Here is a 24877-nt window from a genome sequence, read left to right as displayed (position 1 = left end):
CGATAGTTCCCCGGATGAGGTGATTGCGCAGCTTTAAACGATTTCCACCATTTGAGGTGCGCTGACATGGACGGTACTAGGGCGCCAATGCTTCCGGATACTCACCCGAGCGCCCCGGCGCCCCCGGCAGCCCGGGTTCGGGTGATCACCGGCCGCACGAACCCGGCGTCACACGCCGCCCGGCGCACCGCCTCGCCGACCATATCCGCCCGGTCGATCGGCACCAACGCGATCACAGAGCCCCCGAAGCCGCCGCCGGTCATCCTGGCACCCAGAGCCCCGGCATCGATGGCGGCGTCGACGATCAGGTCGATGTGCTCGGTGGTGATGCCGAAATCGTCACGCATCGACACGTGGGAGGCAGTCATGATCCGGCCGGCTTGGGCGAAATCCGAATCACCCAGGGCAACAACGAAGTCAAGCACCCGGCGGTTCTCGGTCAGCACATGACGAGCACGCCGGGCAGCGACAGGGTCGGTCACCGCGGCCAAGGCCGACAGTCCTCGGTCTTGAACCTCACGCAGTGATGACGCCTGGAGATCTTGGGCCGCTCTCTCGCACGATGCGCGTCGGGCGGCATACTCTCCGCCGGCATGACGGTGGCGTGTTCGGGAGTCGATCAGCAGCAGCGCGACGCCGGCAGCGTCCGGGTCGAATGCGACTGGCGTGAGGGTGAGGTTGCGAAAATCGATCAGCACAGCGGTGGCCGGTTCACCGAACAGCGATGCCAACTGGTCAAGCAAACCCGTTGGCGCGCCGACATAGTCGTTCTCAGCGCGCTGCGCAAGCCGCGCCTGTTCCATTCGGTCGATGTGTGCATCGGCGGCCGACGCGATCGCCCCCAGCGCCGCACACTCCAACGCAGCCGACGAAGACAGGCCCGATCCGATCGGCACGTCGCTGGTGATCGACATCGCGCCGCCGGGCACCGGGTGGCCGGCTTCACGCAGCGCCCACATCACCCCGGCGATGTAGCCGGCCCAGCCCTCGATGTAGCTCTCGGGGTCAGTCGGTGCGGTACCCAGCGGAATGCGCACGGAGCCGTCCGCGCGATCGCTGCTGACCGTGATCGCATCGCTGTCGTCGGGGGTGAAAGAGACGGTGGTGCGCTCCGGTAGCGCAATAGGCAGTGCAAAGCCGAGGTTGTAATCGGTGTGCTCCCCGATCAGGTTGATCCGCCCGGGTGCGGCGAAGCGGACCGTCATCCGAGTTCCCGCAGCCGCTGGGCCACGCTTTCGGGCGTGACGTCGCTGATGAACGCCCCCATCCCGGACTCGGAGCCCGCCAGGTATTTGAGCTTGGTGGCGCTGCGCCGGATCGACATCAACTCGACGTGGAAGTAGCCGTCGGCTTGGGCTTCAGTCGCGGTGAACTGATGCAGGGCGGAAATGTAGGGCAGCGGAGTGGGGGCGTACATGTTGTCGAATCTCTTCAGGACATCGAGGTAGAGCTGCGCGAACCCGTCCAGTTCGTCGTCCTCAAGATCGACCAGACTGCGCACCAACCTGTTCGGGTAGAGGTGTACCTCAACCGGCCAGCGCGCCGCGAACGGCACGAATGCGGTGAAGTGCTCGGTGCGCGCCACTACGCGACTGCCGTCGGCCACCTCGCGCGCCAACAGGTCGGCAAAGAGGTTGCCGCCGTGGCGCATCCGAAATTCGCGTGCCTGACCCAGCATCTCGGTGAGCCGCGGCGTCAGAAAGGGATAGCCGTAGATCTGACCATGCGGGTGGGTCAGCGTCACCCCGATTTCCTCGCCGCGGTTTTCGAAGCAGAACACCTGCTCGATGCCCGGTTCGGCCATCAGTTCAGCGGTGCGGTGCCGCCACGCCTCGACGACCAATCGGGCATGGGCCGGCTCCAAATCCGCGAACGACCCGGAGTGTTTGCTGGAAAAGCAGATCACCTCGCATCGACCGTGTCCCGGCGCGGACACAAAGCCGCCATCCGCAGGCGCCAGGATTCGTGCGGCATGTGACGCCGGGGTAGACCGTGCGGCGCCGGAGAGGCTCGGGAACCGGTTCTCGAAAACGACCACGTCATAGTCGGGGGCGGGCACCTCGCTGGATAGTCCGGTCGGACCCGGACACAGCGGGCACTGGTCGGCGGGCGGCTTGTAGGTGCGGCCCTGGCGTAGCGCGGCGATGATCACCCACTGTCCGGTTGACCGGTCGAAGCGCAACTCCGACTGGTCGGGGTCTTGCGGAGGCAAAGGCCGGCGATCCGGAACCGGTGCTGGACGGTGCCCGGGCAACGAGAAAAACAGCAAGTCGCGGCCATCGGCCAGCTTTGCCCGCATCGGCGACTCCACGACGTTGAAGGTTAGCTTGGCCGATGTGGATGACGCAGCCCCGATGGCACCGGGGTCAGCGTTCGCCAGGTTTTGCTGGACTTACCTCGTAACGATCGGGGTATCTAGCCGATATGGATCGCGATGCAGGCGCCGGCGTGCACACCGTACTCGCCGACGCCGACGCCGCCGCGTATCGGTCGTTGCGGCAGCGACCGGTAACACGGGCCGAGCGCTACGCGCTTGGGAAGAGTCTGCGTAAGCGTGTGCCGCGCAAGTCGCTGGCCGACTGGACGGCGCCCTCCGACCGTCCCGACCCCGTGGAACTGGTCAACATGAGTCACCAGGGGAGGGACGACCGGCTGATCCCGATCCGGGTCGGCCGCATGGTCGACTCGCCATACGGATTTCTGCGCGGCGCTGCCGTGGTGATTGCCGAGGACGTCGCGCATCTGCCGGCAACCGGTATCACACCCGTCGTGTGCGGTGACTCGCACGTCGGCAACTTCGGGTTCTATGCATCTCCTGAGCGGGATCTGGTGATCGACCTCAACGACTTCGACGAGGCCCACCCAGGCAGCTGGGAGTGGGACCTGCGACGGTTGGCCGCGAGCATCTGGGTGGCCGGGCGCCAGAACGGGACGTCGGAAGAGGACTGCTGCGATGCCGTGCGGTCCTGCGTGGCTTCGTATCGTCACGAAGTGCGGCGGCTTGCCGACTTGCCCTTATTCACAAGGTCTTTCGTTAGGCTTGATGTTGACAGGCTGGCGGCCGAGACGTCAGGTCGGCTCAGGAAACAGGTCGTGAGATCGGCAAAGCGGGCACGCCACCGCACCGGCGACCGGGCGTTGCCACGCTTCACCCATGAGGTCGATGGCGAGCGGAAGATTGTCGAGGAACCACCTTTGATCACCCGGGTGTCCTCCGGTGAATCCGCGTTACTGGCGGAAGCACTCGACGAGTATGTCGAAACCCTGCCGTCGTACTGGCGACGCGTGCTCGGTGGCTACACGTTGGTCGACGTTGCACACAAGGTCGTCGGGGTGGGCAGTGTCGGCCTGCGCGCCTACGTGGCGCTGTTGGAAGGCTCGTCGGAAGAGGACGTAGTTTTTCTGCAGCTCAAGCAAGCTCGTCGATCGGTGCTTGCGCGCTACGTGCACGGTGAATCTGCATGGCACGCGCACCAGGGGCAACGGGTGGTGGAATACCAACAGTCACTGCAGACGGTGAGCGATCCATTGCTGGGTTGGACCACGATGGGCGGCTTGCAATACTACGTGCGCCAGTTCCGAAACATGAAGGGAAGCATACCTTTAGAGGCGATCGATGCGGCCGCGCTGGCTGACTATGCCGGAGTGGTGGGTCAGCTTCTGGCCAAGGGGCACGCCAGGACAAGCGGCGCCTCGATGATTGCCGGTTACCTGGGGAGTTCCGCCCGGGTCGACAAGGCGCTGTGCACCTTCGCGCGGCGTTACGCCGATCAGACCGAAAAAGACCACGCCGCATTGGTCAGCGCCGTCGATCGAGGATTGCTGCCAGTTGAACGCGGAGTTTAGCCAGGTCACCAAGCGTTGGAGAGAACGGCGTGGGACTCGCGAAACCACGAGGTGGAAGGTGTTGCGCCAGACACCGAAATCTGAAACCATCCGGCGGCGGCGCGGAAGCGGCATGATCGCAGTTGGATCGCGCCATAGCTGTCCCGTCGTAGCAGTCCATGGAACGCACCCGAAGAACCCACGCTTGCTGACTCCGTTTATCCCAACAACGCGAAATAGACCATGATTGAATACGATTCGCACAAATGGCTGGACCACTTTTTTGACATCCGCGGCTCGCTGGTCCGGGAGATCATCGGTCGGGTCTCCCTGTGCGTCGCTTGGTCGGCGGCGGTTGTCGCCTTTCACACATATGTCGCACCGGTCGGCATGCCCATCCAGCTGCACACACTGATGGGCCTCGCCCTCGGTCTCCTTCTGGTTTTTCGCACCAGCTCCAGCTATGAACGTTTCTGGGAGGGGCGCAAGCTGTGGGGCGGGATCGTGAACGAATCACGCAACCTCGTCCGCAGCGCCAGCGTATACATCTCAGGGGATCCAGCGCTGGTCGCCCGACTCACCCGATGGACAGCTGCCTTTGCCTGGGCGGCCATGCACCGCCTACGCGGTACCGAAGGCCTCGGACCACAAATCCCCGAACTTCCGCCCACGGAGGTACAGGAGGCGATCAACGCCCAGCATCCCGCTCTCGCTGTTGCCGGCAACATGTCCGGTTGCCTCCGGGAAGCGCACGAGCGGGGCCTGATCTCTGACATCATGCTCACGTCGATGGACCAGAACATTCAGCTCCTGGTGGACTACCTCGGTGGTTGCGAACGAATTCACAAAACGCCGATGCCCTTCGCCTACGCCGTTCATCTGCGCCGGGCGCTAGTCCTCTATTGCTTCACCCTGCCCTTTGCCATGGTCGACACCTTCGGCTGGACGACCATTGTCGACGTCCTTATCATCGCGTACACATTTTTCGGCATCGAGGAAATCGGCGTCGAAATCGAGAGCCCCTTCGGGCATGACGCGAATGACCTTCCCCTCGAGGACATCTGCGAAACCATCCACAAAAACATCTACGCCCAGGCGGGCATTTAAGAGCTGCCGGTCGCCGTGCCGCGCTCAGCGATGCAGGTGCCACTGACCGCAATCCGCGGCAAGCACGTCGTTGACGTCCACTTCTTGTCCCCCCACTTTCGGGCCCGGGTTCGACGCCGTACTGACCACCCGTTGGTACAGGACCGCGGCGGGGTCGATCTTGCTGCCCGACCAGGCCTTGGTCTGCCAGGCCCAGCGTTTGCCGGGTGTGCGCGAGTTCCCGATCACCCCGTCGGCAGCCGCCCACTGGCACACGGCGATGCCGCCGTAGACACCGGTGCGCTGCACGCCCAGCACGGAGTTGATTCCGCGAAACCACTTCAGCGCCACGTTGTTCCACGTGTCGCGGTTGATGTCCTCGTCGATGGTGAAGAAGATCGGGGCGCTCTGGCCGCCACCCGCGGCGGTATGCAGCTTCCACGCGGTGCGGGCATCGTCGACGCCGCCCTCGAACCCCCGCTTGAAGTCCGACTGTGCCGTCCCGCCCGGCTTGCCGTATTGGTAGTTGCTCACGATCATCAGACCGGCAGCGGTCAGCTCTTCGGCGTAGGGCCGGGTGATCGGCTTCGCGCCGAAGGACGACCCGGGACGCGAGAGTGAGACGTAGTTGATGACCCCGGAGTAGCCGGCAGCTTTGATGTGCTCTGCTGCAATCTGATGCATGGCGAAGTCGATCAGCTTGGGTGCGGCGGCGGCAGAAGCAGGAACGGCGGCGAGTGCCGCAGACAGCCCTGGCAGTGCGGACAGCGCGACGGCGTAGCGCAAAACGTCACGGCGAGCAAGGGGGCGCGGCGGCCGGAGGCAAAATTGAAACGACAAGTCCTGCATCGCGCGATGTTAAGTATGTGACTGTTGCTAACAGAAGTGGCGTTTGACAGCTGATACCAAATCGGTCCGTGTCGTTCACCGGCCAGAGCCACAGGGCCGCTTATCCTCAGCCCCGCTCACCGAGCCAGGCCGATCGCCTCCTGCAAACCCCGGGTGGCTAGTTGGTCAGCGAGTTCGTTGTCGGCGACACCCGCGTGCCCCTTGACCCAGAACCACTCGACTCGATGTCGCGCGCACGCCGCCTGCAGCCTCATCCACAGGTCGACGTTCTTCACCGGCTGCTTGGCGGCGGTCATCCAGCCGTTGCGCTCCCAGCCGAGAACCCACTTCGTGATGCCGTTGCGGACGTAGGTGCTGTCGGTATAGAGATGGACCTCCACCGCGCGGGTGAGCGCCTCCAGCGCCATGATCGGCGCCGTCAGTTCCATCCGGTTGTTGCTGGTCGCAGTGGACTCACCGCCGTACATTTCGCGGACGTGGTGCCGTTGGCGCAGCACGGCACCCCACCCGCCGGGACCGGGGTTGGGTCTGCACCCGCCGTCGGTGTGGATGACGACGATGTCGCTGACGGTGTCGACCATGCGCTGAGAATAGGCACTGCGCCGCGCGATCGGGCGCCCGACTCGCGATGCGCTAACCTCCGGCCGGGCCGACCTGCAGCATCTCGTTCGCCCAGTCCATATGACCCTCGAAGCCCAAATCCGTCGCCCTTGCGCGGTACCGTTCCGCCACGTCGGGGTAGACGCCCTGGTCGCCGACGGCTCGGCACAGCAGCGCACGCAGTCGCAGCAGCATGACCTCCAGGATCGCCGAATCGCCCTCGGCCCCCAGGCTCGCCAACCAGTCGATCGCCTCTCGAGCTTCGACCAGATCATCCTCCGCCCCGAGCTGCAGCAGCGTCTGGACCAGGACGCCGGCGGCCCATACGCCGTAGAAGAGGTGTCCCGCCCGGCGCAACTCCCCGACCGCCTGACGCATCACCGGAATCGCGGCTGCGAGGTCGCCGCGAAGTGACGTTTCGCGAGCGGCCCACATGTCGGTGACGGGGATGAGGAAGAGGGCTCGCTTGCGCAGCCAGATGTCGCGGGTCTGCATCATCAGTTCCAGGCCCCGCTGCCGTTCGGCGGCGGCGTCTCGATTGAGAAGTCCGACAGCCAACGTGTAGGTGGCCAGACCCATGGCGCGATCGCTGCTGGCCGCCCGGGCCGTCCGAAGTGCGTCCTCGCTCAGTCGCACCACGGAGTCTTCGGCCCGCAGGACCCCGTACTGCAGCGCGAAACCGTAGGCCCACGCGGAGGCTCCGGAGAAGGTCTCAGCATTGCTGCGTTGAGCAATCGTCATGGCGTCGTTTAGATCCTCGCGCCATCCCGTACGGCCCAGCCACCAACGGGCGGTGCCACGCCACGCCGACGCGATCGCCAAGGGTGAGGCCACACCAAAGCCGGCGCCTCTGCCGGGATCGCCGCCGGCCAGGTCGATGACGATCTGCGACCACCGGATGATCTTGTCGAACGCGCCGACCCCGATCCAATTGACGAACGCGATGCCTACCAGCCCCATGGCCGGGGTGGTATCACCGGTCGACTCGAGCAGCTCCATCTGCCGGGAGGAAACAGCCGCCGCCGCTTGCGTGCGCCCTGCATAGCAGTGCTCGGTCGCAGGCCCGGTCATGCCGATGGCCAGCGACACCTTGTCGCCGGCCGCCTCACACAGCTCACCCAACACCGCGAAACGTTCCTGGCTTTCCTGAGCCTCTCGGGCCTGCCAGTCGGTGGCACACAACATGGTCCGGGGCGCGATCCGCATGACCAGCCGGTCGCGGTCATCGGCCGGCAACGCATCGGCGATCCGGCTTGCCCGTTCCCAGCTGAGCCGGGCCGCCACGAGATCGCGGTTGGTTGACCACGCGCCGGCGCGCATGTGCCAGGCGTACGCGCCGTGCAACTCGCCCGCCGCATCCAGATGTTCGGCGATCAACGCCGCATGCTCGTCCGCCGAACCCGGCGCACCAGTTTCGATGGCGGTTGCCAGGCGCCGATGCCACTCGGCGCGATCGGACTTCAGCTGCGATTCGTAGGCCACCGACCGGATCAACGGGTGGCGGAAGGCATATTCGGGGCGCTGGCCGAGTCGCATCTGATCGATGAGTTCGGCGCGCAGCAACTCGTCGTACTCCGCCTCGACACCCAGGGTGGACAACAGCTCCGCCCCGAAGCGGGCTCCGATCACCGACGCCGCGTGCAGCGTCCGCCGCGCCGCCTGGCTCAGGCTGTCGATGCGGGCCTCGATTGTCGCCGCTACCGTGGCCGGCACGCTCACCTCGCCGACGGCGGCGGCACATGTGTAGTCACCGCTGTCACCGGCCAGCACCCGGCGCTGAGCCAACTCGCGCACCATCTCCTCGACGAAAAACGGATTTCCGGCTGCGCGCTCGGCAATCACCGCGGTGAGCTGTGCGACCGACGGGTCCGACCCCAGTAGCTCCTGCAGCAGCACGGTGGTCTGCGAATCACTCAGTTGCGCAACGGGTATGGTCTGAGCGCCCGGCGCCCCCAGAAGTGCCCCCGCATACTCCGGGCGGGATGTGATGAGCACCATGGACGCAGTGTGCGGAGTCACCGCCAGGAAGTCGGCCAGCATCGACTCGCTGACCGCGTCGATCCAGTGCACGTCCTCGACGATCAACAGCACCGGTCGCGTCTGTGCCAGCGCATAAGCCTTGACCAACGCGGTCAACCGCCGCCGCCGGGCGTCCGGGTCCATCTGGGGCAAGGGCGCATCCGGGTCGGCGATGCCAAGCAGGTCATCGAGCAGCAGCAGGTCCTGCGGGTCCGCGTCGGACAGCTGCCGCCGCAAAAGGGCACGGCCGGCCCGGTCGTCCAGGGTGGCCACGCCGGTTCGCGCACGCAGCAGCCGGGTCAGGGCGTGAAATGGGATATCCCGGGCGTGAGATTCGCAGAATCCCCAGGACACCTCCACCCCGCGAGCGGCCGCCAAGGCCGCAGCCTCTCGAGCCAGTCGGCTCTTGCCTATGCCCGGCGGTCCGACCACATTGATCACCCCGCCGCGCCGGCCGATCGTGCGCTCGAGCATCGCGTCGAGGGCCGCCACCTCCCAGCGCCGCCCGACGAGACTGGTCTCGACGCGCCCGACCAGGCCATCGCGCGGGTCGATTGCGAGAAGTCGCTGGGCGCGCACCGGGTCGTCGACGCCTTTGATCTGCACCCATTCGGGCTCAGCCAGCTGCACCGTGCGCTCGACCAACCGCGCGGTCGCCTCGGACAACATCACTCCGCCCGGGGGTGCCACGGACTGAATCCGGTGCGCGAACCCGACGGTCTCACCCGTGGCGGCGTACGTCGACGCACCCATTTCACCGACGATGACCCGGCCGGAATTCATGCCCACCCGCAACCGCAGTGCCACGCCGTCGCGCTGCGCGACCCCCGCCGCCAGTCGGTCGACTTCCTTCTGGATCGCCAGGGCAGCGAGACACCCGCGAAAAGCGTGATCTTCCAACGCAACTGGGGCGCCAAAGATAACCATCAAGCCGTCACCGGTGTACTCGACGGTCCCGCCGCCGTAACGGCGTGCCACCGCGGCCGAGCGCACCAGCAGCTCCGTCATGACCTCGCGCAACCGCTCCATGTCCAGGGCGGCGGCGATGTCCATCGAGCGCACCACGTCGGCAAAGAGCACTGTCACCTGTTTGTACTGAGCCGCCGGGCCGACGCGCGTGACCTGCGTACCGCACTCACTGCAGAATTTGGCGTTCGCCGAGAGCTGGGTCCCACACGACCCGCACGACCGGAGCGCGGCCGTCCGCACACCGCGACCGTCGTCCACCTTGGGGCCCACCTCAATATGGTGTCACCGGGTGTCGGCGGTGTCCGTCCAATCGCCGCCTTCGGGCCTCGGCTCAGTGCTGGACGCGGATGCCGATGGTGCCGAGGGCTTGGTGCAGATCATCGCAGTAGGGGACGGACGGCTGCGAGGCACTGGCGCCGACCCATTGCCCCGGTCGACCGGCGCGGGAGAGGTCCAGGTATCCGCCTGCGCGCAAACCCAGCAGGCACGTGGTCGCCAGCAACGCGCCGCCAACGGCAATGACATCGAGCGAGATGCTGCGCCGGGCGGCTACCAGTGCGTCACATTGATCGGTGTAATCGCTGAGTTCGTACGGTGCGCCGAAGCTGGCGTGCAGGTCCTGATTGACGTCGTCTTCGCGGGCTGCGCGGCGATGGTCGGGGTGGAATCCGGTGCCACAGGCGATCGGTGCGCCACTGCGATCGACGACGTGCAGCGACAGCGGCAGCGACAGTCCGAACAGTGCTCCGAGCACGGCCGCGGTGCCCAGCACACCCAACACCCACCTCACTGCGCTGTCCTCCGGTTCTGCAAGGCGTCTATTGCACAGGTGTTTACCCGGTGCCGGGCTTTTCATGCCTACTCATGCATCGGCATTGGGCGCGGGGAGCGGCCGGATTTATCCGGAGAGCTGAGCGATCAGAAGCGCTACGCGTTCGGCCTCAAAATCGGCACGAAGCCGGCCAGTGCCGCCGAGGCTGACCAGTCCATGCAGCGCCGACCAGAGCACTTCGGCGAGGGTGTCGGCGTCTCCGTGCTCGGCCAGTGGTGCGACAACTGCGCGCAACTCGGCGAAGGCTGCTACGAGTTCGGGCGGGGTGTCTTCGTCGGCGAAGTGCAGGGTGGTCGTGCGGGTGAACATCGCGTCATAGAGCGCGGGATTCTCGCGAGCAAAGTCCACGTAGGCGTCCGCGAGTCGACTCAGCGCGTCGGTGGTGGCCTCCGCGCCCGAGCGCGCAGCGCGCAGTTTCTCGGTTAGTTCGCTGAACCCCTCCAGAGCGACAGCCCGCGCGAGCTGGTCCATGTTGGTGAAGTGCGAGTAGAGCACGGGCTGGCTGTATTCGATCTCGGTGGACAACCGCCGAGTAGTAACGGCGTCCCAGCCTTCGGTTTCCGCCAGCCGCCGCGCGGTGGTGACGATCAGCCGCTGGCGTGCGGCTCGCTCGCGGCTACGGCGATCTTCAGCTGACATACCCGACGATAGCATCGCTAGAACTAATAGCGTCGCTATTGACAGCCCAGGATGCGCTACCTAGCATCGCTAGCATGTCTAGCGTCGATACGAGGAGTGCCTAATATGCCCCTTTCCCAACTCGCACAACTTGCGGCGTTGCTCGCCGTAGTCGGCAACGGGGTGGTCTACGGCACCGATGTGTTCTGCGCGATCGTCTTGCGACCGGCGCTGGCCCAAGTTGACGACCGGGCCCTGTCCGCGGTCAGTGGATTCGTGCACCGCTATGGTGACCGGCGGATGCCCGTGCCGGGGGTGCTAGGTGTCGCCATGGCCGCCGTCAGCACCGTTTTCGCCGCACTGGCCGCGCAGTGGACCCAGGCCATTTCGGCCGGGGTGGCTGTGGTGCTGTTGGTGGCCTGGCTGCTGCTATACCTGCGCGTGAGTGCGCCGATCAACCGAAAGCTCACCGCCGCCGCCGACGACGGCCGGGTGTTGCCGAATTTGCGAGCACTGCAGGCTGATTGGGATCGGATCATCGACGCACGCGCCTTACTGCAAGGACTCGCGCTCGTCGCGCTGTGCCTGGCCATGATCGCCTGATCGGGAAAGTGCACCCGAATGATAAACGCACCGAAAACCGTTGGGCGCCTTCTCATGCGGGCCGCACCTCTGATCAATGCGCCGGTGGCCGCGGCGGCCGGTTCGCGCCGATTCGGCGGGCTGGTGAATCGCAACATCACAATGCTGACCTACACCGGGCGGCAGTCCGGGCGCGAGTTCAGCATCCCGGTGGCCTACCGGCGCAGCGGTGAACAGGTCATCATCCACGCCAACCTGCCTCAGACGAAGACGTGGTGGCGCAACTTTCTCGGCGAGGGCGGCCCGCTGACCCTGCGACTCAACGGGATCGCGCGCGCCGGGCACGCGGTGGCCACCCGTGACGACAACGGCCGCGTCACCGTCATCGTTCGGCTGGGTCAGACGACCGCGTGACTGCCGATCGCACGGGCGATCAGCTTGCCGTCCTGAAAGACCTCCGCCTCCGAGGCGACGACGCGGCGGCCGACCCTCGTCGTGCGTGCTGTGCAGGTCAACAGGGTCCCGGGAACCGCCGGTCGCAGGTACTGGATGGTGAGGTCGAAGTGCGGTGCCGCCACTCCGTCAGCGAGCGCAGAGTGAACCGCCAGGCCGGTGCTGGTGTCCAGCAGAGCCGCAAGGAATCCGCCGTGGATGGTGCCGCGCTCGTTGCAGTGCTCGGCCGACGGCAGGGCCTCCACAATCGCGTCCTGCCCCTCGGACGGCACGTAGCGAAAACCCAGGAACGCAGCAAAATGACTCCCCACCGCGGGCTGCGTCACTTGCGCTGCTGGCGGGTGGATTCGCGCACCGCCTCGGCCGCATCGCGGAAGATCTGCCCAAAGTCGGGCACTCGGGCGCGTGCGGCGGGCAGTGGGGCGGTCGAGCGCTGTGCCTCCGGCAGGTCGAGGACGAGCCACGCCCCGAAATGGTGGGGCTGCACGCGCAGTAGCAGCGTGTCCAGTTCGTCCTCGAGAACCACGGGGACCGTAACGAATTCGCCTGGTTGCGCCTTGTCGAGGCGACGGCGTACGTCGGTGGCATCGGCGTCCTCGGCGAGGCGCCACCGAAGTTCCTGGCCGGTTCGGTGGGCCGACGAATACAGCACCAGATATTTCCCCACGGGACGAAGCGTAAGGCCTCGGCGCGAGTCGGCAGCGCTCAGTCCAGCAAATTCCAGAACTCGGTCAGCACGGCCGCGCCGCGGGCGGGGTCCTGCACCATCCACCAGTGCCCGAGGCCATCGAGCACTGCGGTGCGAGCGCCGGCCCGGTCAGCCGCGCGGCGCCGCGTCTCTGCACCGCCGATGTACGGGTCGTCGGTCGCCAGCAACGAAAGCCCGGGCCGGGTTGCGGCGTTCTCGAGTGCGCGTCCCGCTTCGGCCATCGCGGGCTGGGCCGAGCGGTAGAGCGCCAGAATCGCCCGGCCCATCGCCGCATCCTGCTCGCGGGCAATCGAGGTGGCGATGTCGGGTGGTATGCCGAGCGCACCCATCTGGGCGGCCCGGTCCGCCACCGTCCCGCCCAGCATGGTGTCGACCAGTTGCTCGCCGTCACCGGGCGTCTGCCAGACCTGGGCCATGTCGTGCCACACGTAGTCCGCATCGAACAGGCCGACGGCGTCGCTCGCCCAGCTGCGGACCAGCTCAGGGCGGTGCATCACCACATTCATCACGTGCCCGCCACCCCAGTCGTGGCCGACCAGGTCGATCGGGCCGCCGATCCGCTCCAGCTCGCCCTCGAGCCAGTCACGATAGGCAAGGTAGGTCGCCGGAAAGTCCTCCGGCAGGGGAGCGCCGAATCCGGGCGGGGACAGCCGCACCACGTCCTCGCGCCCCAGCGCCTCGACCAGCGGACCCCAGAGGGCGTCCGTCTCCGGATTGCCATGCACCAGAACAATCGACACGCTGCCTCCTTCGACGGGTTCCGATTAGGTTTTACTCCCAAGTCGCATTAGTCTTGCGCGCGGTCCGTCATCGACTCAGGAACTCACCTATGCCTCTTCAGCCCACTCTGCGCCGCCCACATTCCGCGCGCAGAGGTCGTACACAGCGTATGAACTGCGTAACGGTTGGCCAGTGCTTCGACATCGACATCACCCGGGACGCCGACGGATGGTTGATCCGGATACCCGAGGTGGACGGGTTCGCCCGGGCCGCCCGCCGGTCGGCAGTAGAACTCGCAGCGCGGCAGTGCATCGCGCGCAAGACCGGCATTCCCATCGGTTACGTCGCGGTGTGGGTCGCCAACGAGATCGGTTGACCTGACCCCTCGTCAGTGCGAGAAGACGGTGAGGTCTCCGGGTTCGTGCTCGAGCACCTCGCGGTTGAAGATCATCATGTACCCGAAGTAGAGGGCGCCCGTGCCGAGCAGGCCGGCCACGATGATCATCGGGACCGTTGCGGCGTCGGGGGAGAGCAGGATGACCAGCGCGCAGACCGACCAGATGAGCGCAGCGATCGCGATCGGTAGCTCGAACCGCCCGATGTCGAAGGCTCCCTCCTGACGATCGAGTCGCTTCCGCACCCCCAAATACAGAACGACGATCATGCCGTACGTCAGTGCCGGAAACACGGTGCCGGAGGTGATGAGCTCCAAGAGGGCGTCGCCCGGCAGCACCGCCAGCACCGCGATTCCTATGACGACGGGCACGACGGTCGCCGGAATCGGCGTCTGGGTGCGGGAATTCACCCGTCGCATGAGCCGGTGCGCGGGGAAACGATCGTCGCGCGACATCGCGAAAATCATGCGCGAGCAACTGGTCAGCGTGACCATTCCACCGCCGAAGAAGGCAATCGCTATGGCGACCAGGAAGATTCGCTCGGTCACCGTGCCGAGCTGATCGTGCATGATCATCGCCACCGGTGAACCGGCGGCCGACACATGCGGGATGTCGTCGATGGCGATCGTCAATGCGATCAGGAACAGCAGGCCGAGCACGCTGGCGGCCGCCACCGATCCCACGATGGCGCGCGGGACACTGCGGAAAGGGTCCTTGGCCTCTTCGGCCATATTGGCCGCAGAGTCGAAGCCCACCAGCGTTCCCAGGCCCACGATCATGACGGCCATCAACCCGCCGCCGAAGGCGAAGTAATTCGGGGCCCCCTCGGTGATGCCGCGCGACGTCAGATTGCCCACCGAGCCGTTCCCCGTCACCGAGACGGCCACCACGAGCGCGATGGCCAACACCACCACGATGGACAACTCGATCGCCACGGCCGCCGAATTGATCAGTGCCACAAGCCGTGTCGAGGCGATCGCCAGCACGGCCTGAATCACCATGACCGTCACGGTGATCAGGCGCGCGGTGCCCTCATCGGGCGCCACGTTGAACAACGGCATCAGACACGTGCTCGCCATCGCGCTGTCGATCGCCATCAACCCGGTGATCAGATAGCAGAAGGTGAGCCAGCCGAAAAACCAGCCGATCTTGGGGTTGGCCAGCCGGGATCCCCACTGGTAGGACGAACCGCTCAGCGGGATGCGCGCCGCGAACTGCGCGATCACCAACGCGATCAGCAGTTGACCGACCGCCGCGACGATCCACGTCCAGATTCCCACCGGGCCCGAGTTGCGTAACAGGTCGTCGTAGGTTCCGAAGATGCCCACCGCCACCGAAATGAAGGCGAAGGAGACCGCGAACACCTGGAAGGAGCCCAGCGTGCGCTTGAGCTCGGGCTCGTAGCCGTATTCCTCGCGAAACTCGGTCATTGAGCCCCCTTGAGTCTTCTCAGATCTTGACGGTCAGCGGCCAGACTTTCCAGATGTCTTCGCAGTATTCGGCAATGGCGCGGTCCGAGGAGAACTTTCCGCTACGCGCGGTGTTCAGGATGGACATCTTGGTCCAGGCATCGCGGTCCTGCCATGCCCGGCTCACTCGCTCCTGACATTCGACGTAGGACGCGAAGTCGGCGCACACCAGGAAGGAGTCGTGGTAGCGCAGGTTGTCGACCAGCGGCCGGAATACCTGATGATCGCCGTGCGAGAACGTCCCGCCGGAAATGAGGTCCAAGACCGCGGTGAGCTCCTCGTTGCTGTCGATGTAATCCGAGGGTCGGTAACCGCTCGCCTTGAGCGCTTCGACCTCCTGCACGTCGAGGCCGAACAGGAAGAAGTTCTCCGGTCCGGCCTCCTCGCGGATTTCGACATTGGCGCCGTCCAGGGTGCCGACCGTGAGGGCTCCGTTGATCATGAACTTCATGTTGCCGGTGCCCGAGGCTTCCTTACCGGCGGTTGAGATCTGCTCGGACACATTGGCCGCCGGATAGATCAGATGCGCGTTCTGCACGTTGAAGTTCGGGATGAACGCCACCTTGAGGAACTTGTTCACCTCCGGGTCGTTGTTGATCGTTTCCGCAACGGCGTTGATCAGCTTGATGATTCGCTTGGCCAGGAAGTACCCGGGTGCCGCCTTGCCACCGAAGATGAAGGCGCGCGGCGGAATCGCCAGCGTGGGGTTCTGCTTGAGCCGGTAGTAGAGCGCAATGATGTGCAACACGTTGAGGTGCTGACGCTTGTACTCGTGAATTCGTTTGACCTGAATGTCGAAAATCCACTCGGGGTTCAGCTCGACTCCCGTCGCCGACCGCACGAAGGAGGCCAGGCGCGCCTTGTTGTTGCGCTTGATGTCCCGCCACTGCTCCCGGAAGGAGGAGTCGTCGACGTACTGCTCCAACCCACGCAGCCGGCTCAGATCGGTCAGCCACCCGTCACCGATGGTGCGGTCCAGTAGTTCCCGCAGACCGGGATTGGCCAGCGCCAGGAAACGGCGTGGCGTGACGCCGTTCGTCTTGTTGCTGAACCGCTCCGGCCACATCTCGTAAAAATCCTTCAGCACACTGTCTTTCAGCAGCTCGGTGTGCAGCGCGGCTACGCCGTTGACGGCGTGACTGCCGACCGTCGCCAGATGTGCCATGCGGACGTTGCGGCCACCGTCCTCACCGATCAGCGACATCCGGCTCACCCGGTCGTGATCACCGAGGAACCGGATGCGCACCTCGTCGAGAAACCGGCGGTTGATTTCGTAGATGATCTCGAGGTGACGTGGCAGCGACTCACCGAACATCTGCAGCGGCCAAGTTTCCAGTGCCTCGGGCAACAGCGTGTGATTGGTATAGGCGAACGTGGCGACGGTGATGTCCCACGCCTCGTCCCAGTCCAGGTGACGTTCGTCGAGCAGTAGCCGCATCAACTCGGCAACCCCGATCGACGGGTGAGTGTCGTTGAGCTGCAGCGCAAATCGCTGGGGGAGTTCACGCACCGAGACGTCGGCCAGGTCGTCCATGATGTGCAGCACGTGCTGCAGCGAACAGGAGACGAAGAAGTGCTGCTGCAGCAGTCGTAGCCGCTTGCCGGCTTCCGGCTCGTCGTTGGGGTAGAGCACCTTGGTGACCGTCTCGGAGGTGACCTCGTCCTCGACCGCCTTGTAGTAATCGCCGGTGTTGAACGCTTCCAGCGCGAACGACTTCACCGCGCGCGCGCTCCACAGCGTCAGCACGTTGCAGGTGTTGACACCGTAACCCTGGATGGGGGTGTCGTAGGCGACGCCTTTGAGCATCAGACCCGGCACCCACCGGGAGTGGTCGCGCCCGGCGTCATCGGTGTAGTGCTCGACATGGCCGCCCCACTTGACCAGGTAATTGACGTCGGGTTTGGCTATCTCCCAAGGGTTTCCGCTGTCCAGCCAGTTGTCGGTCTGCTCGACCTGCCAGCCGTCGTGGATCTCCTGGTCGAAGATGCCGAACTCGTACCGGATGCCGTAGCCGATCGCCGGACGCTCGAGGGTGGCCAGCGAGTCCAGGTAGCACGCGGCGAGTCGGCCCAAGCCGCCGTTGCCCAGACCGGGCTCCTCTTCGCAGGCCAGCACCTCGTCGTAGTTCTGGCCCATCGCGGACAGCGCTTGTCTGGCCGCCCGCTCCATGCGCAGGTTCAGCAGATTGTTGCCCAGCTGGGGGCCCATCAGGAACTCCGCCGACAGGTAGCAGGTCACCTTGCGGCCGAGATCGAGGGACACCTGCGTCGAGGCCACCCGGCGGTCCTGCATGCGGTCGCGCACGGCCAGTGCGAGTGCCTTGTAGTAATGCTCGGGCCGCAGCGCGGCCGCGGGGCGCCCGATCGAGTAGCGCAGATGATCGGTGATCGCGCGTTGCAGCGCGGCGGCGCCCATCCCCGTACGGGAGTGCTCGGTCAGTTCGGCCCTCCCGGCGGCAGGAATTTCGTCGGAGGGTGTCTGATCGAGATCAGTCATCGTGGGTCCTATTCCCTAGGAATCGCACCGAAACATGGCAGAAGACCGGCAGACAGTCTGTCAGCGATGTTTGCACACCCGGCACGCGAATGCCTTCCGAAACATGAACAGCGGGCTATGTACTCGTTATGCATTAGTCTCACGCTACGATGAAACAGATGGCCAAGAAGGCGGTGACTCCCGGGCCGCGCGACGAGCGCGGGGTGCTGCAAGCACGAATCCTCAACTCCGCCAGGCAGGAATTCGCCACGCACGGCTGGGCGGGGACCACCATCAGGGCTGTCGCCCGCGCCGCCGACGTCGATCCGGCGCTGGTGTATCACTACTTCGGTTCCAAGGAGCGCCTGCTCGACGCGGCGACCGACCCGCCGGCCAAATGGCTGGAGACCGTCGCCGCGACGTGGGCCACGCCCCGCGCCGAGTTGGGCACCCAGCTGGTGCGGGCCGTGCTCGGCGCCTGGGCCGACGACGAGATCGGCCCGGTATTGCGCGCGGTGGTGCTGACGGCTGCGCACGACGAGCGCACCCGGGAGAAGCTGCGCGCGGTGGTCGAGCGCAGCCTCATCGGCGGATCGACACTGGGTACCGACGAGACGGATCGGTTGCGGCGCAGCGGGTTGATCGCCAGTCAGCTGATCGGCTTCGCCCTGATTCGCTTCATCTGGAGAATCGAACCCGTCGCCTCGATGTCCGAGGAGGACGTGGTAGCCGCCGTCGCGCCCAATATTCAGCGGTACATCGACGGAGACGTGGTCGCCAGGCCGGCCAGTACCGGGGGCAGCGGTTCCTGATGCAGGACGCCGAGGCGTTGCGTGGCGCGGGTGAGCGCGACGTAGAGTTCGGCGGCGCCGCGTGGGCCGTCGGCGAGTATCCGCTGCGGATCCACCACCAGAACGGCGTCGAATTCCAGCCCCTTGGTCGCCGACGGAGGCACCGCGCCGGGAACGCCGGGTGGCCCGATCACCACGCTGGTGCCCTCGCGGGACTCCTCGTACTGCACGAATTCCGCTATAGCCGAAGCCAATTGGCCTTCTTGTAGCTGCCGCGACCACGGCGGGACACCGCATGCGCGGACCGACTCGGGCGCCACGACATCGGGTGCGAACTCAGCCAGCAACGCCGCGGCGACGGCCATGATCTCCGCCGGCGTGCGGTAGTTCACGGTCAGCGACCGGTACACCCAGCGGCCGGGCACATACGGTCGCAACATCGCGTCCCAGGACGTCGCTCCGGCCGCGGACCGTCGTTGCGCGAGATCGCCGACCACGGTGAAGGATCGGGCCGGGCAGCGTCGCATCAACACCCGCCAGTCCATTTCGGACAGTTCCTGCGCTTCGTCGACCACCACATGCCGGTAGGTCCAATTCCGGTCCGCCGCAGCTCGTTCCGCCAGTTCACGCAGGTCGTGTTCGACGAACCGGTCGGCCAGGTCCGCGCCATAGAGCAGGTCCTGCGCGAGCAACTGGTCTTCGTCGTCCATCAGGTCTTCCCGGCTGACCATGAGGTCGAGCACCCCGGCCGCATATGCCGCCTCTTCAGCCTGCTCGCGTTCAGCGGTCCGTCTGGCGAGTTCCTCGGCTTCCTTGTTGACGCCCAGCAGGTCCACCAGTTCGTCCAGCAGGGGCACATCGGACACCGTCCACGCATCGCCGACTTCCCGCCAGAGCGCTGGATCGGCACCGGCCGCGCGCAGCCTTTCTGGTGACTCGAACAGCGTGGACAACAGCGCATCCGGAGTCAATATCGGCCAGAGATCGTCGAGGGCGGCGGCGAACGCGGTGTTGTCCGCGAGTTCCTCGATCAGCTCCTCGCGAAGCTTCTCCCACGCGTCCCGGTCCGACCGGGTCAGCCAGCCCCGCCCGATCCTGCCGATCGCGCGCTCGGTCAGGACCCAGGTGACGATGTCGGTGAAAGCGGCGCGGGCCGCATTGTGCGGCAGTCCGGTGGCGCGCGCTTCCTCCCTGGCCCACTGCGCCGTCTCGGCGTCGATGCGCAAAGTCACATCGGACAGCTTGATGAACAGCGGATCCTCCGGCAGCCGTTGATGATCGGCGATCGCGGCGGCGAGCACATCGAGGATTTCCAGGGAACCCTTGAGCCGCGCGGCCGTTGGCTCGTCCTCGTCGGTGATGTGCAGTCCGGGAACCAGGTCGCCGATGGTCATGAAGACCACGGTGGATTCGCCAAGTGACGGCAGGACGCGGCTGATGTGGTCCAGGAACGCCGGATTGGGACCGATGACCAGCACGCCGTGCCGTTCCATCCGCTCGCGCTGGGTGTAGAGCAGATAGGCGACGCGGTGCAGTGCGACCACCGTCTTGCCGGTGCCGGGACCGCCCTCGATCACCAGCACGCCGGAGTGATCCAGGCGGATGATCGAGTCCTGTTCGGCCTGGATGGTTGCCACGATGTCGCGCATCCCGTCGCCACGGGGGGCGTTGATGGCGGCGAGCAGGGCTGCGTCGCTTGAACTTTCGCGCTGGTCACCGTCGCCCGGCCGGCCGAGCACTTCGTCGGTGAAATCGACGACGCGACGTCCGCGGGTGTGGAACTGGCGGCGCCGCCTGATGTCCTCCGGGTTGGCGGCGGTGGCTGTGTAGAACGGGCGTGCCGCCGGCGCCCGCCAGTCGATCAACAACGGTTCGTACTCGTTGTCCTCGTCGAGCAGGCCGATGCGTCCGATGTAGGCCCGGCTGCCCGAAATGCCGTCCAGCCGACCGAAACACAACCCGTCGTCGGCGACATCCAGTCGCTTCATCCGTCGCGCCAGTGCCCGCACCTCGACATCGCGATCCATCGGCGTCTCGCCGTCGCCCCGCAATGCGGTGCTGTACCTCGACTTCGCCTGCGCCCGTTCGGCGTCGAGCCGGGCGTACAGGCCGGTGACGTAGTCCTGTTCCAACCGCAGTTCGTCGTCGAAGTTGGTAGCTGACTCCCGCAATTCACCCCCCAATCCATGGACCCCAACTCAGGCAGCGGCGTCCGGCCAGCACGTCCGGCCAGCAATTGTGCGGCATGAACCGGGCCTTGCCGCAAGCCCCCGGAGCCGTTATAAGGTGAAAAGGGCTTGAAAAAGGCTTTGAGCTCCAATTCGTCGTCTGGAGTCGCCATGACCGGACCGCCGCCCGACAATCCGTACGGTGGCTACCAGCCGCCCGAGGGTTATCCGCCGTATCAGGGCGGCGGTTACCAGCCGCCACCACCGTAAGGGCCCTATGGCGGCTACCCGCCGCCGTCGCCGCAGCCATATGGCGGGTTCTCTCCGCAAGGGCCCTACGGGCAGCCGATGAAGCCCAACAACTACCTGGTGTGGTCCATCATCACGATCTTCCTGTGCATGATTCCGGGCATCGTGGCCACGGTGTACTCCAGCAAGGTTGACGGGTTGTGGGCGCAGGGGCGCTGGGCAGAGGCGAGCAGGTCCGCGAACACGGCCAAGACGTGGGCCATCGTGGGAACGGTTCTCGGCGGGCTGCTGTGGTTGTCCTATCTGGGCAGGATCGGCTCCCACGTTTCCTAACGGTCGTCCGCCAGGCGGGTGATGGCGTCGGTCAGCGCGTCGGTGCTCAGCGGGGTGCCGGTCGCGAGCGGATGCAGCATGGCGCCGTCGAGAAACACCGCGATGGCGTCCGCGGCCCGTCGTCCGACGCGCGGTTCCAGCAGTGCGACGAGACCCTCGTTCCATATCCGGGCCAGGGGCCGCAATTCATCCCGGTAACTCGCTGCCAGGTACAACTCGTTGAGGGTCCGATACTGGTCGTGATCGACGAGGAAGTCGGCGGTGAGCCGCGCCAGCACGGCGGGCAGGTCGGCGTCGGCGTCCAGTTCCCGACGCCATTGCTCCAGCTGCTCCGTCGAGGCGGTGGCTGCGTGCGCCAGGGCTGCTTCCCGCAGTTCGCCTAGGTCGGCGAAATAGTAGGTTGTGGACCCCACCGGGACGTCCGCCTCGGCCGCCACCAGGCGGTGCGTCAGCTGGCCGAGCCCGCGGCGGGCGATCACCCTGGTGGCCGCCTCGACGATCGCCTGACGGCGACCGGCCGGGTCGCGCGGCCGGCGTTCGGGTGCAGCACTCAATGCGCACCCCCGAGGTTCAGCGTGACCACCCCGCCGATGATCAATCCGACACCGATCAGCTTGGCCGCCGACAGGGGTGACCCGAGGAAGACCACCGCGATGAACACGATGACGGCCGTCCCGATCGCCGACCACAATGCGTAGGCGACGTCGGTCTGCATCCCGCGCGAGATGGACAGCGCGAGCAGCGCGAACGACACCGCGTAGCCGAGCAGGCAGATCACCGTCGGCCACGGTCGGGTGAAACCTTCCGTGCTCTTGAGCAGGCTGGTCGCCGCGACCTCCGCGAAGATGGCGACCAGGAGGAACGCATAAGCCACGACAACTCTCCCTTGTGCACAGATGTACATGTACAAATGTACACTAGCACTGTGGCGGGCTGTGGCGTGGCGTGCTGCGCGACCGTCAAGCGCCCCAGCGGCCGAGCGCGGCCATCTGTTCCAACCGGGTGATTCCGCCGTCGAGACGTTCGCGCAAGACCTCTCCGGCCATCGTGTAGGGCAGTGCCGCCTCGGGACTGCGCTGGGCCTGGGCGGCGATCGCGTCCATCAGGGACTTCGCCATCGATAGACGCGGGTAGCTTGCGTGGATGGCAGCGGCCGACTGCTCATCAATGAAGTCGGCGTTGCGCCCGAAGTCGATTCCGACGCCTCCGTTGACCAGATAGCAGATCGGCCCGCGGCGCTGGGCGATTCCGAACGAACTGTGCAACGCAATGGCTTCCCATACCGCATCGACCACCGCCCGGTCGCAGCCCTGCTCGGTCAGCAGCTTCGCCGCTAGATCCGCGCCTTCGACCTCGAAGCGCTCTTTGCCGGCGGCGGCGGTGCCGGCGCCGAGATCGTGCAGGACGCAGCCCAGGAACAGAGTCTCGCTGTCGAAATCTGATCCGGGTTGCAGGCCTTCGTGTGCGGCGAGCAGTTCGCCGAACAGGTAGCTGCGGACGCTGTGGTTGAAAACCGCCGACGACTCGGTGGACCGAGCTAATTCTATTGCAGCACAAGCAACTTGGGAGTCGACGAGGGAGGGTATCGTTTGCATGAGCACGACTGTACGAGCCGCGGCGGTGTGGGTGTGAGTGGCGCAGCAGACACCGATCCCACTATTTCGGCCATGTCGGGCCGCAACCGTAACGTGGGCACCATGACGAACGACCTCAACCACCGCGTGGCCGGCTTGTCGCCGGAAGTCCTGAGCCTGTTCCGGTTGGTCTACGGCCTTCTCTTCGCCGGCTACGGCTCGATGATCCTGTTCGACTGGCCCGTTCCGTCCGGGCATCCCATCCGGGTCGGCGACTGGCCGGGCTGGTATGCCGGCGTGATCGAACTCGTCACCGGGCTGTTGATCGCTCTCGGGTTCTTCACCCGTGTCGCCGCGTTCGTGGCCTCCGGCCAGATGGCGGTCGCGTACTTCTGGATGCATCAACCGCTGGCGCTTTGGCCGATCAGTAATCCGCCGGACGGCAACGGGGGAACTCCGGCGATTTTGTTCTGCTTCGGCTTCCTGCTGTTGGTCTTCATGGGGCCGGGCCGGTACGCGGTGGGCGGTAAGCGGTTGCGGCTCAGATGATTCCGGCGACGCGTTCGCTGCAGTAGGTCCGTCTGGGCTGGGGGAAGGTGACGGTGCGTGCTCCCGAGGGGCAGGCCGAGGTGTCCACCGTGTTGTCCAGCCGCGTGGTGATTCGAACGACGGTGCCGCCGGCGCCGCAGCTCACCGCGCGGATGGTCTCGCCATTGTGATCGGAGGAATAACAATGGCTGACAAGGAGATTGGGTATGAAGCACCGCCGCGAACCGTCATGCTCTACGGATAGATACGAGCTGCTGTCCAGCTTGCCGTCGGGACAATTCCCCCCGGCGTCCGCGGTGGCGGCATATTCCAGCACTGCTTCCGGACTGCTGCAGCTCTTGGACTTCCAGCGCTGCTTATCCAGGATCTCGTTGCTGAAGCAGTCGCCCACCGCCAGTCGGGAACTCCGGCCGGCGGCCAGGGCCACCGTGCCCACGACGCCGAGGGCGCTCAAGGCGAGAAGCACGACGCCGGTGACGATCAAGCCGGTGCCGGACTTACGCGGCGGCTGCGGCACCGGCGGATAACCGCCACCGGGATAGCCGGGGAACGCGGGCGGATAACCGGCCGGGTACCCGGGCAGGTAGCCCGGCGGGTAACCGATGGGGGCCTGACTGCGCCGCGCCGAACGAGTGCGCAATCCGATGATCAGCAGGGGCACACCCAGCGCGGTGCAGACCAGTGCGCCGATGACTCCCGCCGCCATCACCGCTGCCTGCATCAGCTGTCCAGGTTGGTGCTGGTGGTGAACTCTTCCCACGCCGAAATCTCGGCCGCTCGGCGTTCGGCGATGTGGCGGTAGGAGAACAAGGCATCCTCGCCGAGCAGCAGGAAGGCAGGGGGCTCGTCGGACTCGACTGCCGTGATGATCACCCCGGCCGCCTTGGCGGGATCACCGGCCTGACTGCCGTGCATCGTGTCGTTCTCGATGCGACGTCGCCCGGCGGTGTCGGCGTAGTCGTCGATGACGGCGGACGACTGGGTCAACGAACGCCCGGCGAAATCCGTTCGGAAAGCCCCGGGTTCGACGACGGTGACCGAAATGCCCAGCGGCGCAAGCTCACCATGAAGTGCTCCGCTCATGCCTTCCACGGCGGCTTTGGCGGCCGAGTAGTAACCCGATCCCACCGGTGTCAGCTGTACGCCGATAGAGGAGATGTTCACGATCGCACCGGAGCGGCGCTCCCGCATGCCCGGCAGCACGGCCTTGATCATCGCGACGGTGCCGAAGAAGTGAGTCTCGAACAGGGCGCGCACATCGTCGTCGTCCCCTTCTTCGATGGCGGCGCGATACCCGTAGCCGGCGTTGTTGACCAGGACGTCGATGCCCTCGAACCGCTCCTGGGCCTGCTGTACCGCCGCGCTGACCTGTTCGGCGTCGGTGACATCGAGGGCTACGGCCAGCGTGCGCTCGGATGCGGTGTCGGCCAGGTCGGCGATTTTCGAGATGTCGCGTGCGGTGATGACGACGTTGTGGCCGGCGTCGATAACCGCTTCGGCGAGGGCGCGGCCGAGGCCGGTCGAGCAACCCGTGATGAGCCAGGTGGACATCGGCGACTTCCTTCCGGTCGAAGGCGTTAAAGCCAGCAGGCGGAACGGAATTCGCGACGT

The 24877-nt window shown here is 65.8% G+C and carries 26 protein-coding genes; 8 read left to right on the top strand and 18 right to left on the bottom strand.

Annotation, left to right across the window (positions count from 1 at the left end; genetic code table 11):
- Positions 1–101: 101 nt before the first annotated feature.
- Both QXK92_RS10695 and galT read right to left on the bottom strand, forming a co-directional pair.
- The gene (locus tag QXK92_RS10695; protein WP_306241600.1) at positions 102–1205 is read right to left on the bottom strand and encodes a galactokinase; all 1104 of its coding nucleotides are present in this window, start codon (positions 1203–1205) and stop codon (positions 102–104) included.
- Positions 1202–2299, bottom strand: coding sequence for a galactose-1-phosphate uridylyltransferase (gene galT / locus QXK92_RS10690; RefSeq protein ID WP_306241599.1), 1098 nt, complete (start codon positions 2297–2299; stop codon positions 1202–1204). Before galT ends, QXK92_RS10695 begins: the two co-directional genes overlap by 4 nt.
- 125 nt (positions 2300–2424) lie before the next feature.
- Here galT and QXK92_RS10685 point away from each other — a divergent pair, with 125 nt between their 5' ends.
- Both QXK92_RS10685 and QXK92_RS10680 read left to right on the top strand, forming a co-directional pair.
- Positions 2425–3846, top strand: a complete 1422-nt coding sequence (locus QXK92_RS10685; RefSeq protein WP_306241598.1) for a DUF2252 domain-containing protein — start codon at positions 2425–2427, stop codon at positions 3844–3846.
- Between the two features lie 222 nt (positions 3847–4068).
- Entirely contained in the window at positions 4069–4932 is an 864-nt protein-coding gene (locus QXK92_RS10680) for a bestrophin family protein (protein WP_306241597.1), read from the top strand.
- 24 nt (positions 4933–4956) lie between these two features.
- Here the strand turns inward: QXK92_RS10680 and QXK92_RS10675 are convergent, their stop codons facing one another.
- From QXK92_RS10675 to QXK92_RS10655, 5 genes are all read right to left on the bottom strand, one after another.
- The gene (locus QXK92_RS10675; RefSeq protein WP_306241596.1) at positions 4957–5760 is read right to left on the bottom strand and encodes a DUF1906 domain-containing protein; all 804 of its coding nucleotides are present in this window, start codon (positions 5758–5760) and stop codon (positions 4957–4959) included.
- Between the two features lie 116 nt (positions 5761–5876).
- Positions 5877–6341 (bottom strand): ribonuclease HI, encoded by a 465-nt coding sequence (rnhA, locus tag QXK92_RS10670; protein ID WP_306241595.1) that lies wholly within the window; start codon positions 6339–6341, stop codon positions 5877–5879.
- Between the two features lie 52 nt (positions 6342–6393).
- Complete coding sequence (locus QXK92_RS10665) at positions 6394–9588, bottom strand: AAA family ATPase (RefSeq protein ID WP_306244334.1); 3195 nt, start codon at positions 9586–9588, stop codon at positions 6394–6396.
- A 91-nt stretch (positions 9589–9679) separates the two neighbouring features.
- A complete protein-coding gene (locus QXK92_RS10660) occupies positions 9680–10138 on the bottom strand; it encodes a hypothetical protein (protein ID WP_306241594.1) in 459 nt (152 codons plus the stop codon).
- Positions 10139–10246: 108 nt separating this feature from the next.
- Positions 10247–10819: a TetR/AcrR family transcriptional regulator gene (locus QXK92_RS10655; protein ID WP_306241593.1), complete on the bottom strand. Its 573-nt coding sequence runs from the start codon at positions 10817–10819 to the stop codon at positions 10247–10249.
- Positions 10820–10924: 105 nt separating this feature from the next.
- On the opposite strand from QXK92_RS10655, the gene QXK92_RS10650 reads away from it, so the two are divergent.
- Both QXK92_RS10650 and QXK92_RS10645 read left to right on the top strand, forming a co-directional pair.
- Entirely contained in the window at positions 10925–11401 is a 477-nt protein-coding gene (locus QXK92_RS10650) for a DUF1772 domain-containing protein (RefSeq protein ID WP_306241592.1), read from the top strand.
- 54 nt (positions 11402–11455) lie between these two features.
- Positions 11456–11794, top strand: coding sequence for a nitroreductase/quinone reductase family protein (locus tag QXK92_RS10645; RefSeq protein ID WP_306241591.1), 339 nt, complete (start codon positions 11456–11458; stop codon positions 11792–11794).
- On the opposite strand, the gene QXK92_RS10640 is transcribed toward QXK92_RS10645, so the two are convergent.
- From QXK92_RS10640 to QXK92_RS10630, 3 genes are read right to left on the bottom strand one after another with little or no spacing between them, the layout of a single operon-like run.
- A complete protein-coding gene (locus QXK92_RS10640; RefSeq protein ID WP_306241590.1) occupies positions 11779–12159 on the bottom strand; it encodes a PaaI family thioesterase in 381 nt (126 codons plus the stop codon). The two genes, QXK92_RS10645 and QXK92_RS10640, sit on opposite strands and share 16 nt — an antisense overlap.
- Positions 12156–12500, bottom strand: a complete 345-nt coding sequence (locus QXK92_RS10635) for a hypothetical protein (RefSeq protein ID WP_306241589.1) — start codon at positions 12498–12500, stop codon at positions 12156–12158. The genes QXK92_RS10640 and QXK92_RS10635 overlap by 4 nt, the downstream gene beginning before the upstream one ends.
- A 38-nt stretch (positions 12501–12538) precedes the next feature.
- Positions 12539–13282, bottom strand: coding sequence for an alpha/beta fold hydrolase (locus QXK92_RS10630; RefSeq protein ID WP_306241588.1), 744 nt, complete (start codon positions 13280–13282; stop codon positions 12539–12541).
- A gap of 149 nt (positions 13283–13431) precedes the next feature.
- Here QXK92_RS10630 and QXK92_RS10625 point away from each other — a divergent pair, with 149 nt between their 5' ends.
- Positions 13432–13638 (top strand): long chain fatty acid-CoA synthetase Faa4p, encoded by a 207-nt coding sequence (locus QXK92_RS10625; protein WP_306241587.1) that lies wholly within the window; start codon positions 13432–13434, stop codon positions 13636–13638.
- A gap of 12 nt (positions 13639–13650) precedes the next feature.
- On the opposite strand, the gene QXK92_RS10620 is transcribed toward QXK92_RS10625, so the two are convergent.
- Both QXK92_RS10620 and QXK92_RS10615 read right to left on the bottom strand, forming a co-directional pair.
- Complete coding sequence (locus tag QXK92_RS10620; protein ID WP_306241586.1) at positions 13651–15087, bottom strand: APC family permease; 1437 nt, start codon at positions 15085–15087, stop codon at positions 13651–13653.
- Between the two features lie 19 nt (positions 15088–15106).
- Positions 15107–17623 (bottom strand): glycogen/starch/alpha-glucan phosphorylase, encoded by a 2517-nt coding sequence (locus QXK92_RS10615; RefSeq protein WP_371934503.1) that lies wholly within the window; start codon positions 17621–17623, stop codon positions 15107–15109.
- A 149-nt stretch (positions 17624–17772) separates the two neighbouring features.
- Here QXK92_RS10615 and QXK92_RS10610 point away from each other — a divergent pair, with 149 nt between their 5' ends.
- A complete protein-coding gene (locus tag QXK92_RS10610) occupies positions 17773–18414 on the top strand; it encodes a TetR/AcrR family transcriptional regulator (RefSeq protein WP_370530860.1) in 642 nt (213 codons plus the stop codon).
- On the opposite strand, the gene helR is transcribed toward QXK92_RS10610, so the two are convergent.
- Complete coding sequence (helR, locus tag QXK92_RS10605; protein WP_253872619.1) at positions 18351–20564, bottom strand: RNA polymerase recycling motor ATPase HelR; 2214 nt, start codon at positions 20562–20564, stop codon at positions 18351–18353. The two genes, QXK92_RS10610 and helR, sit on opposite strands and share 64 nt — an antisense overlap.
- 345 nt (positions 20565–20909) lie before the next feature.
- Between helR and QXK92_RS10600 the strand changes: the two genes are divergently transcribed.
- Positions 20910–21143 (top strand): CD225/dispanin family protein, encoded by a 234-nt coding sequence (locus tag QXK92_RS10600; RefSeq protein WP_133436723.1) that lies wholly within the window; start codon positions 20910–20912, stop codon positions 21141–21143.
- On the opposite strand, the gene QXK92_RS10595 is transcribed toward QXK92_RS10600, so the two are convergent.
- The 3 genes from QXK92_RS10595 to QXK92_RS10585 form a co-directional block, all read right to left on the bottom strand.
- Positions 21140–21697, bottom strand: coding sequence for a TetR/AcrR family transcriptional regulator (locus QXK92_RS10595; protein WP_065162318.1), 558 nt, complete (start codon positions 21695–21697; stop codon positions 21140–21142). The two genes, QXK92_RS10600 and QXK92_RS10595, sit on opposite strands and share 4 nt — an antisense overlap.
- Positions 21694–22017 carry a multidrug efflux SMR transporter gene (locus QXK92_RS10590; RefSeq protein ID WP_082977773.1) on the bottom strand — a complete coding sequence of 108 codons (324 nt, stop codon included), beginning with the start codon at positions 22015–22017 and terminating at the stop codon, positions 21694–21696. Before QXK92_RS10590 ends, QXK92_RS10595 begins: the two co-directional genes overlap by 4 nt.
- Positions 22018–22102: 85 nt before the next feature.
- Positions 22103–22738 (bottom strand): HD domain-containing protein, encoded by a 636-nt coding sequence (locus QXK92_RS10585; RefSeq protein WP_065162319.1) that lies wholly within the window; start codon positions 22736–22738, stop codon positions 22103–22105.
- Positions 22739–22840: 102 nt separating this feature from the next.
- Between QXK92_RS10585 and QXK92_RS10580 the strand changes: the two genes are divergently transcribed.
- Positions 22841–23266 (top strand): DoxX family protein, encoded by a 426-nt coding sequence (locus QXK92_RS10580; protein WP_306241585.1) that lies wholly within the window; start codon positions 22841–22843, stop codon positions 23264–23266.
- Here the strand turns inward: QXK92_RS10580 and QXK92_RS10575 are convergent.
- Together QXK92_RS10575 and QXK92_RS10570 are read right to left on the bottom strand one after the other, a co-directional pair.
- On the bottom strand, positions 23259–23987 hold the full coding sequence (locus QXK92_RS10575; RefSeq protein WP_306241584.1) for a hypothetical protein: 729 nt from the start codon (positions 23985–23987) through the stop codon (positions 23259–23261). The two genes, QXK92_RS10580 and QXK92_RS10575, sit on opposite strands and share 8 nt — an antisense overlap.
- Positions 23987–24817: an oxidoreductase gene (locus tag QXK92_RS10570; RefSeq protein WP_306241583.1), complete on the bottom strand. Its 831-nt coding sequence runs from the start codon at positions 24815–24817 to the stop codon at positions 23987–23989. The genes QXK92_RS10575 and QXK92_RS10570 overlap by 1 nt, the downstream gene beginning before the upstream one ends.
- Positions 24818–24877: the final 60 nt, after the last annotated feature.

Source organism: Mycobacterium sp. TY815, from assembly GCF_030755135.1.
Lineage (GTDB): Bacteria > Actinomycetota > Actinomycetes > Mycobacteriales > Mycobacteriaceae > Mycobacterium.
Note: the sequence above shows the minus strand (reverse complement) of the source record. Positions and strands in the feature narration are given on the sequence as shown.

What these genes read in the sequence shown, in the direction of transcription:
- QXK92_RS10585 (WP_065162319.1), bottom strand. Translation starts at nt 22,738, where the DNA reads ATGCAAACGATACCCTCCCTCGTCGACTCCCAAGTTGCTTGTGCTGCA.
- QXK92_RS10600 (WP_133436723.1), top strand. Translation starts at nt 20,910, where the DNA reads ATGAAGCCCAACAACTACCTGGTGTGGTCCATCATCACGATCTTCCTG.
- QXK92_RS10625 (WP_306241587.1), top strand. Translation starts at nt 13,432, where the DNA reads ATGAACTGCGTAACGGTTGGCCAGTGCTTCGACATCGACATCACCCGG.
- galT (WP_306241599.1), bottom strand. Translation starts at nt 2,299, where the DNA reads ATGCGGGCAAAGCTGGCCGATGGCCGCGACTTGCTGTTTTTCTCGTTG.
- QXK92_RS10615 (WP_371934503.1), bottom strand. Translation starts at nt 17,623, where the DNA reads ATGACTGATCTCGATCAGACACCCTCCGACGAAATTCCTGCCGCCGGG.
- QXK92_RS10645 (WP_306241591.1), top strand. Translation starts at nt 11,456, where the DNA reads ATGCGGGCCGCACCTCTGATCAATGCGCCGGTGGCCGCGGCGGCCGGT.
- QXK92_RS10620 (WP_306241586.1), bottom strand. Translation starts at nt 15,087, where the DNA reads ATGACCGAGTTTCGCGAGGAATACGGCTACGAGCCCGAGCTCAAGCGC.
- QXK92_RS10680 (WP_306241597.1), top strand. Translation starts at nt 4,069, where the DNA reads ATGATTGAATACGATTCGCACAAATGGCTGGACCACTTTTTTGACATC.
- QXK92_RS10675 (WP_306241596.1), bottom strand. Translation starts at nt 5,760, where the DNA reads ATGCAGGACTTGTCGTTTCAATTTTGCCTCCGGCCGCCGCGCCCCCTT.
- QXK92_RS10580 (WP_306241585.1), top strand. Translation starts at nt 22,841, where the DNA reads ATGACGAACGACCTCAACCACCGCGTGGCCGGCTTGTCGCCGGAAGTC.
- QXK92_RS10655 (WP_306241593.1), bottom strand. Translation starts at nt 10,819, where the DNA reads ATGTCAGCTGAAGATCGCCGTAGCCGCGAGCGAGCCGCACGCCAGCGG.
- QXK92_RS10685 (WP_306241598.1), top strand. Translation starts at nt 2,425, where the DNA reads ATGGATCGCGATGCAGGCGCCGGCGTGCACACCGTACTCGCCGACGCC.
- QXK92_RS10570 (WP_306241583.1), bottom strand. Translation starts at nt 24,817, where the DNA reads ATGTCCACCTGGCTCATCACGGGTTGCTCGACCGGCCTCGGCCGCGCC.
- rnhA (WP_306241595.1), bottom strand. Translation starts at nt 6,341, where the DNA reads ATGGTCGACACCGTCAGCGACATCGTCGTCATCCACACCGACGGCGGG.
- QXK92_RS10575 (WP_306241584.1), bottom strand. Translation starts at nt 23,987, where the DNA reads ATGCAGGCAGCGGTGATGGCGGCGGGAGTCATCGGCGCACTGGTCTGC.
- QXK92_RS10610 (WP_370530860.1), top strand. Translation starts at nt 17,773, where the DNA reads ATGAAACAGATGGCCAAGAAGGCGGTGACTCCCGGGCCGCGCGACGAG.
- QXK92_RS10650 (WP_306241592.1), top strand. Translation starts at nt 10,925, where the DNA reads ATGCCCCTTTCCCAACTCGCACAACTTGCGGCGTTGCTCGCCGTAGTC.
- QXK92_RS10695 (WP_306241600.1), bottom strand. Translation starts at nt 1,205, where the DNA reads ATGACGGTCCGCTTCGCCGCACCCGGGCGGATCAACCTGATCGGGGAG.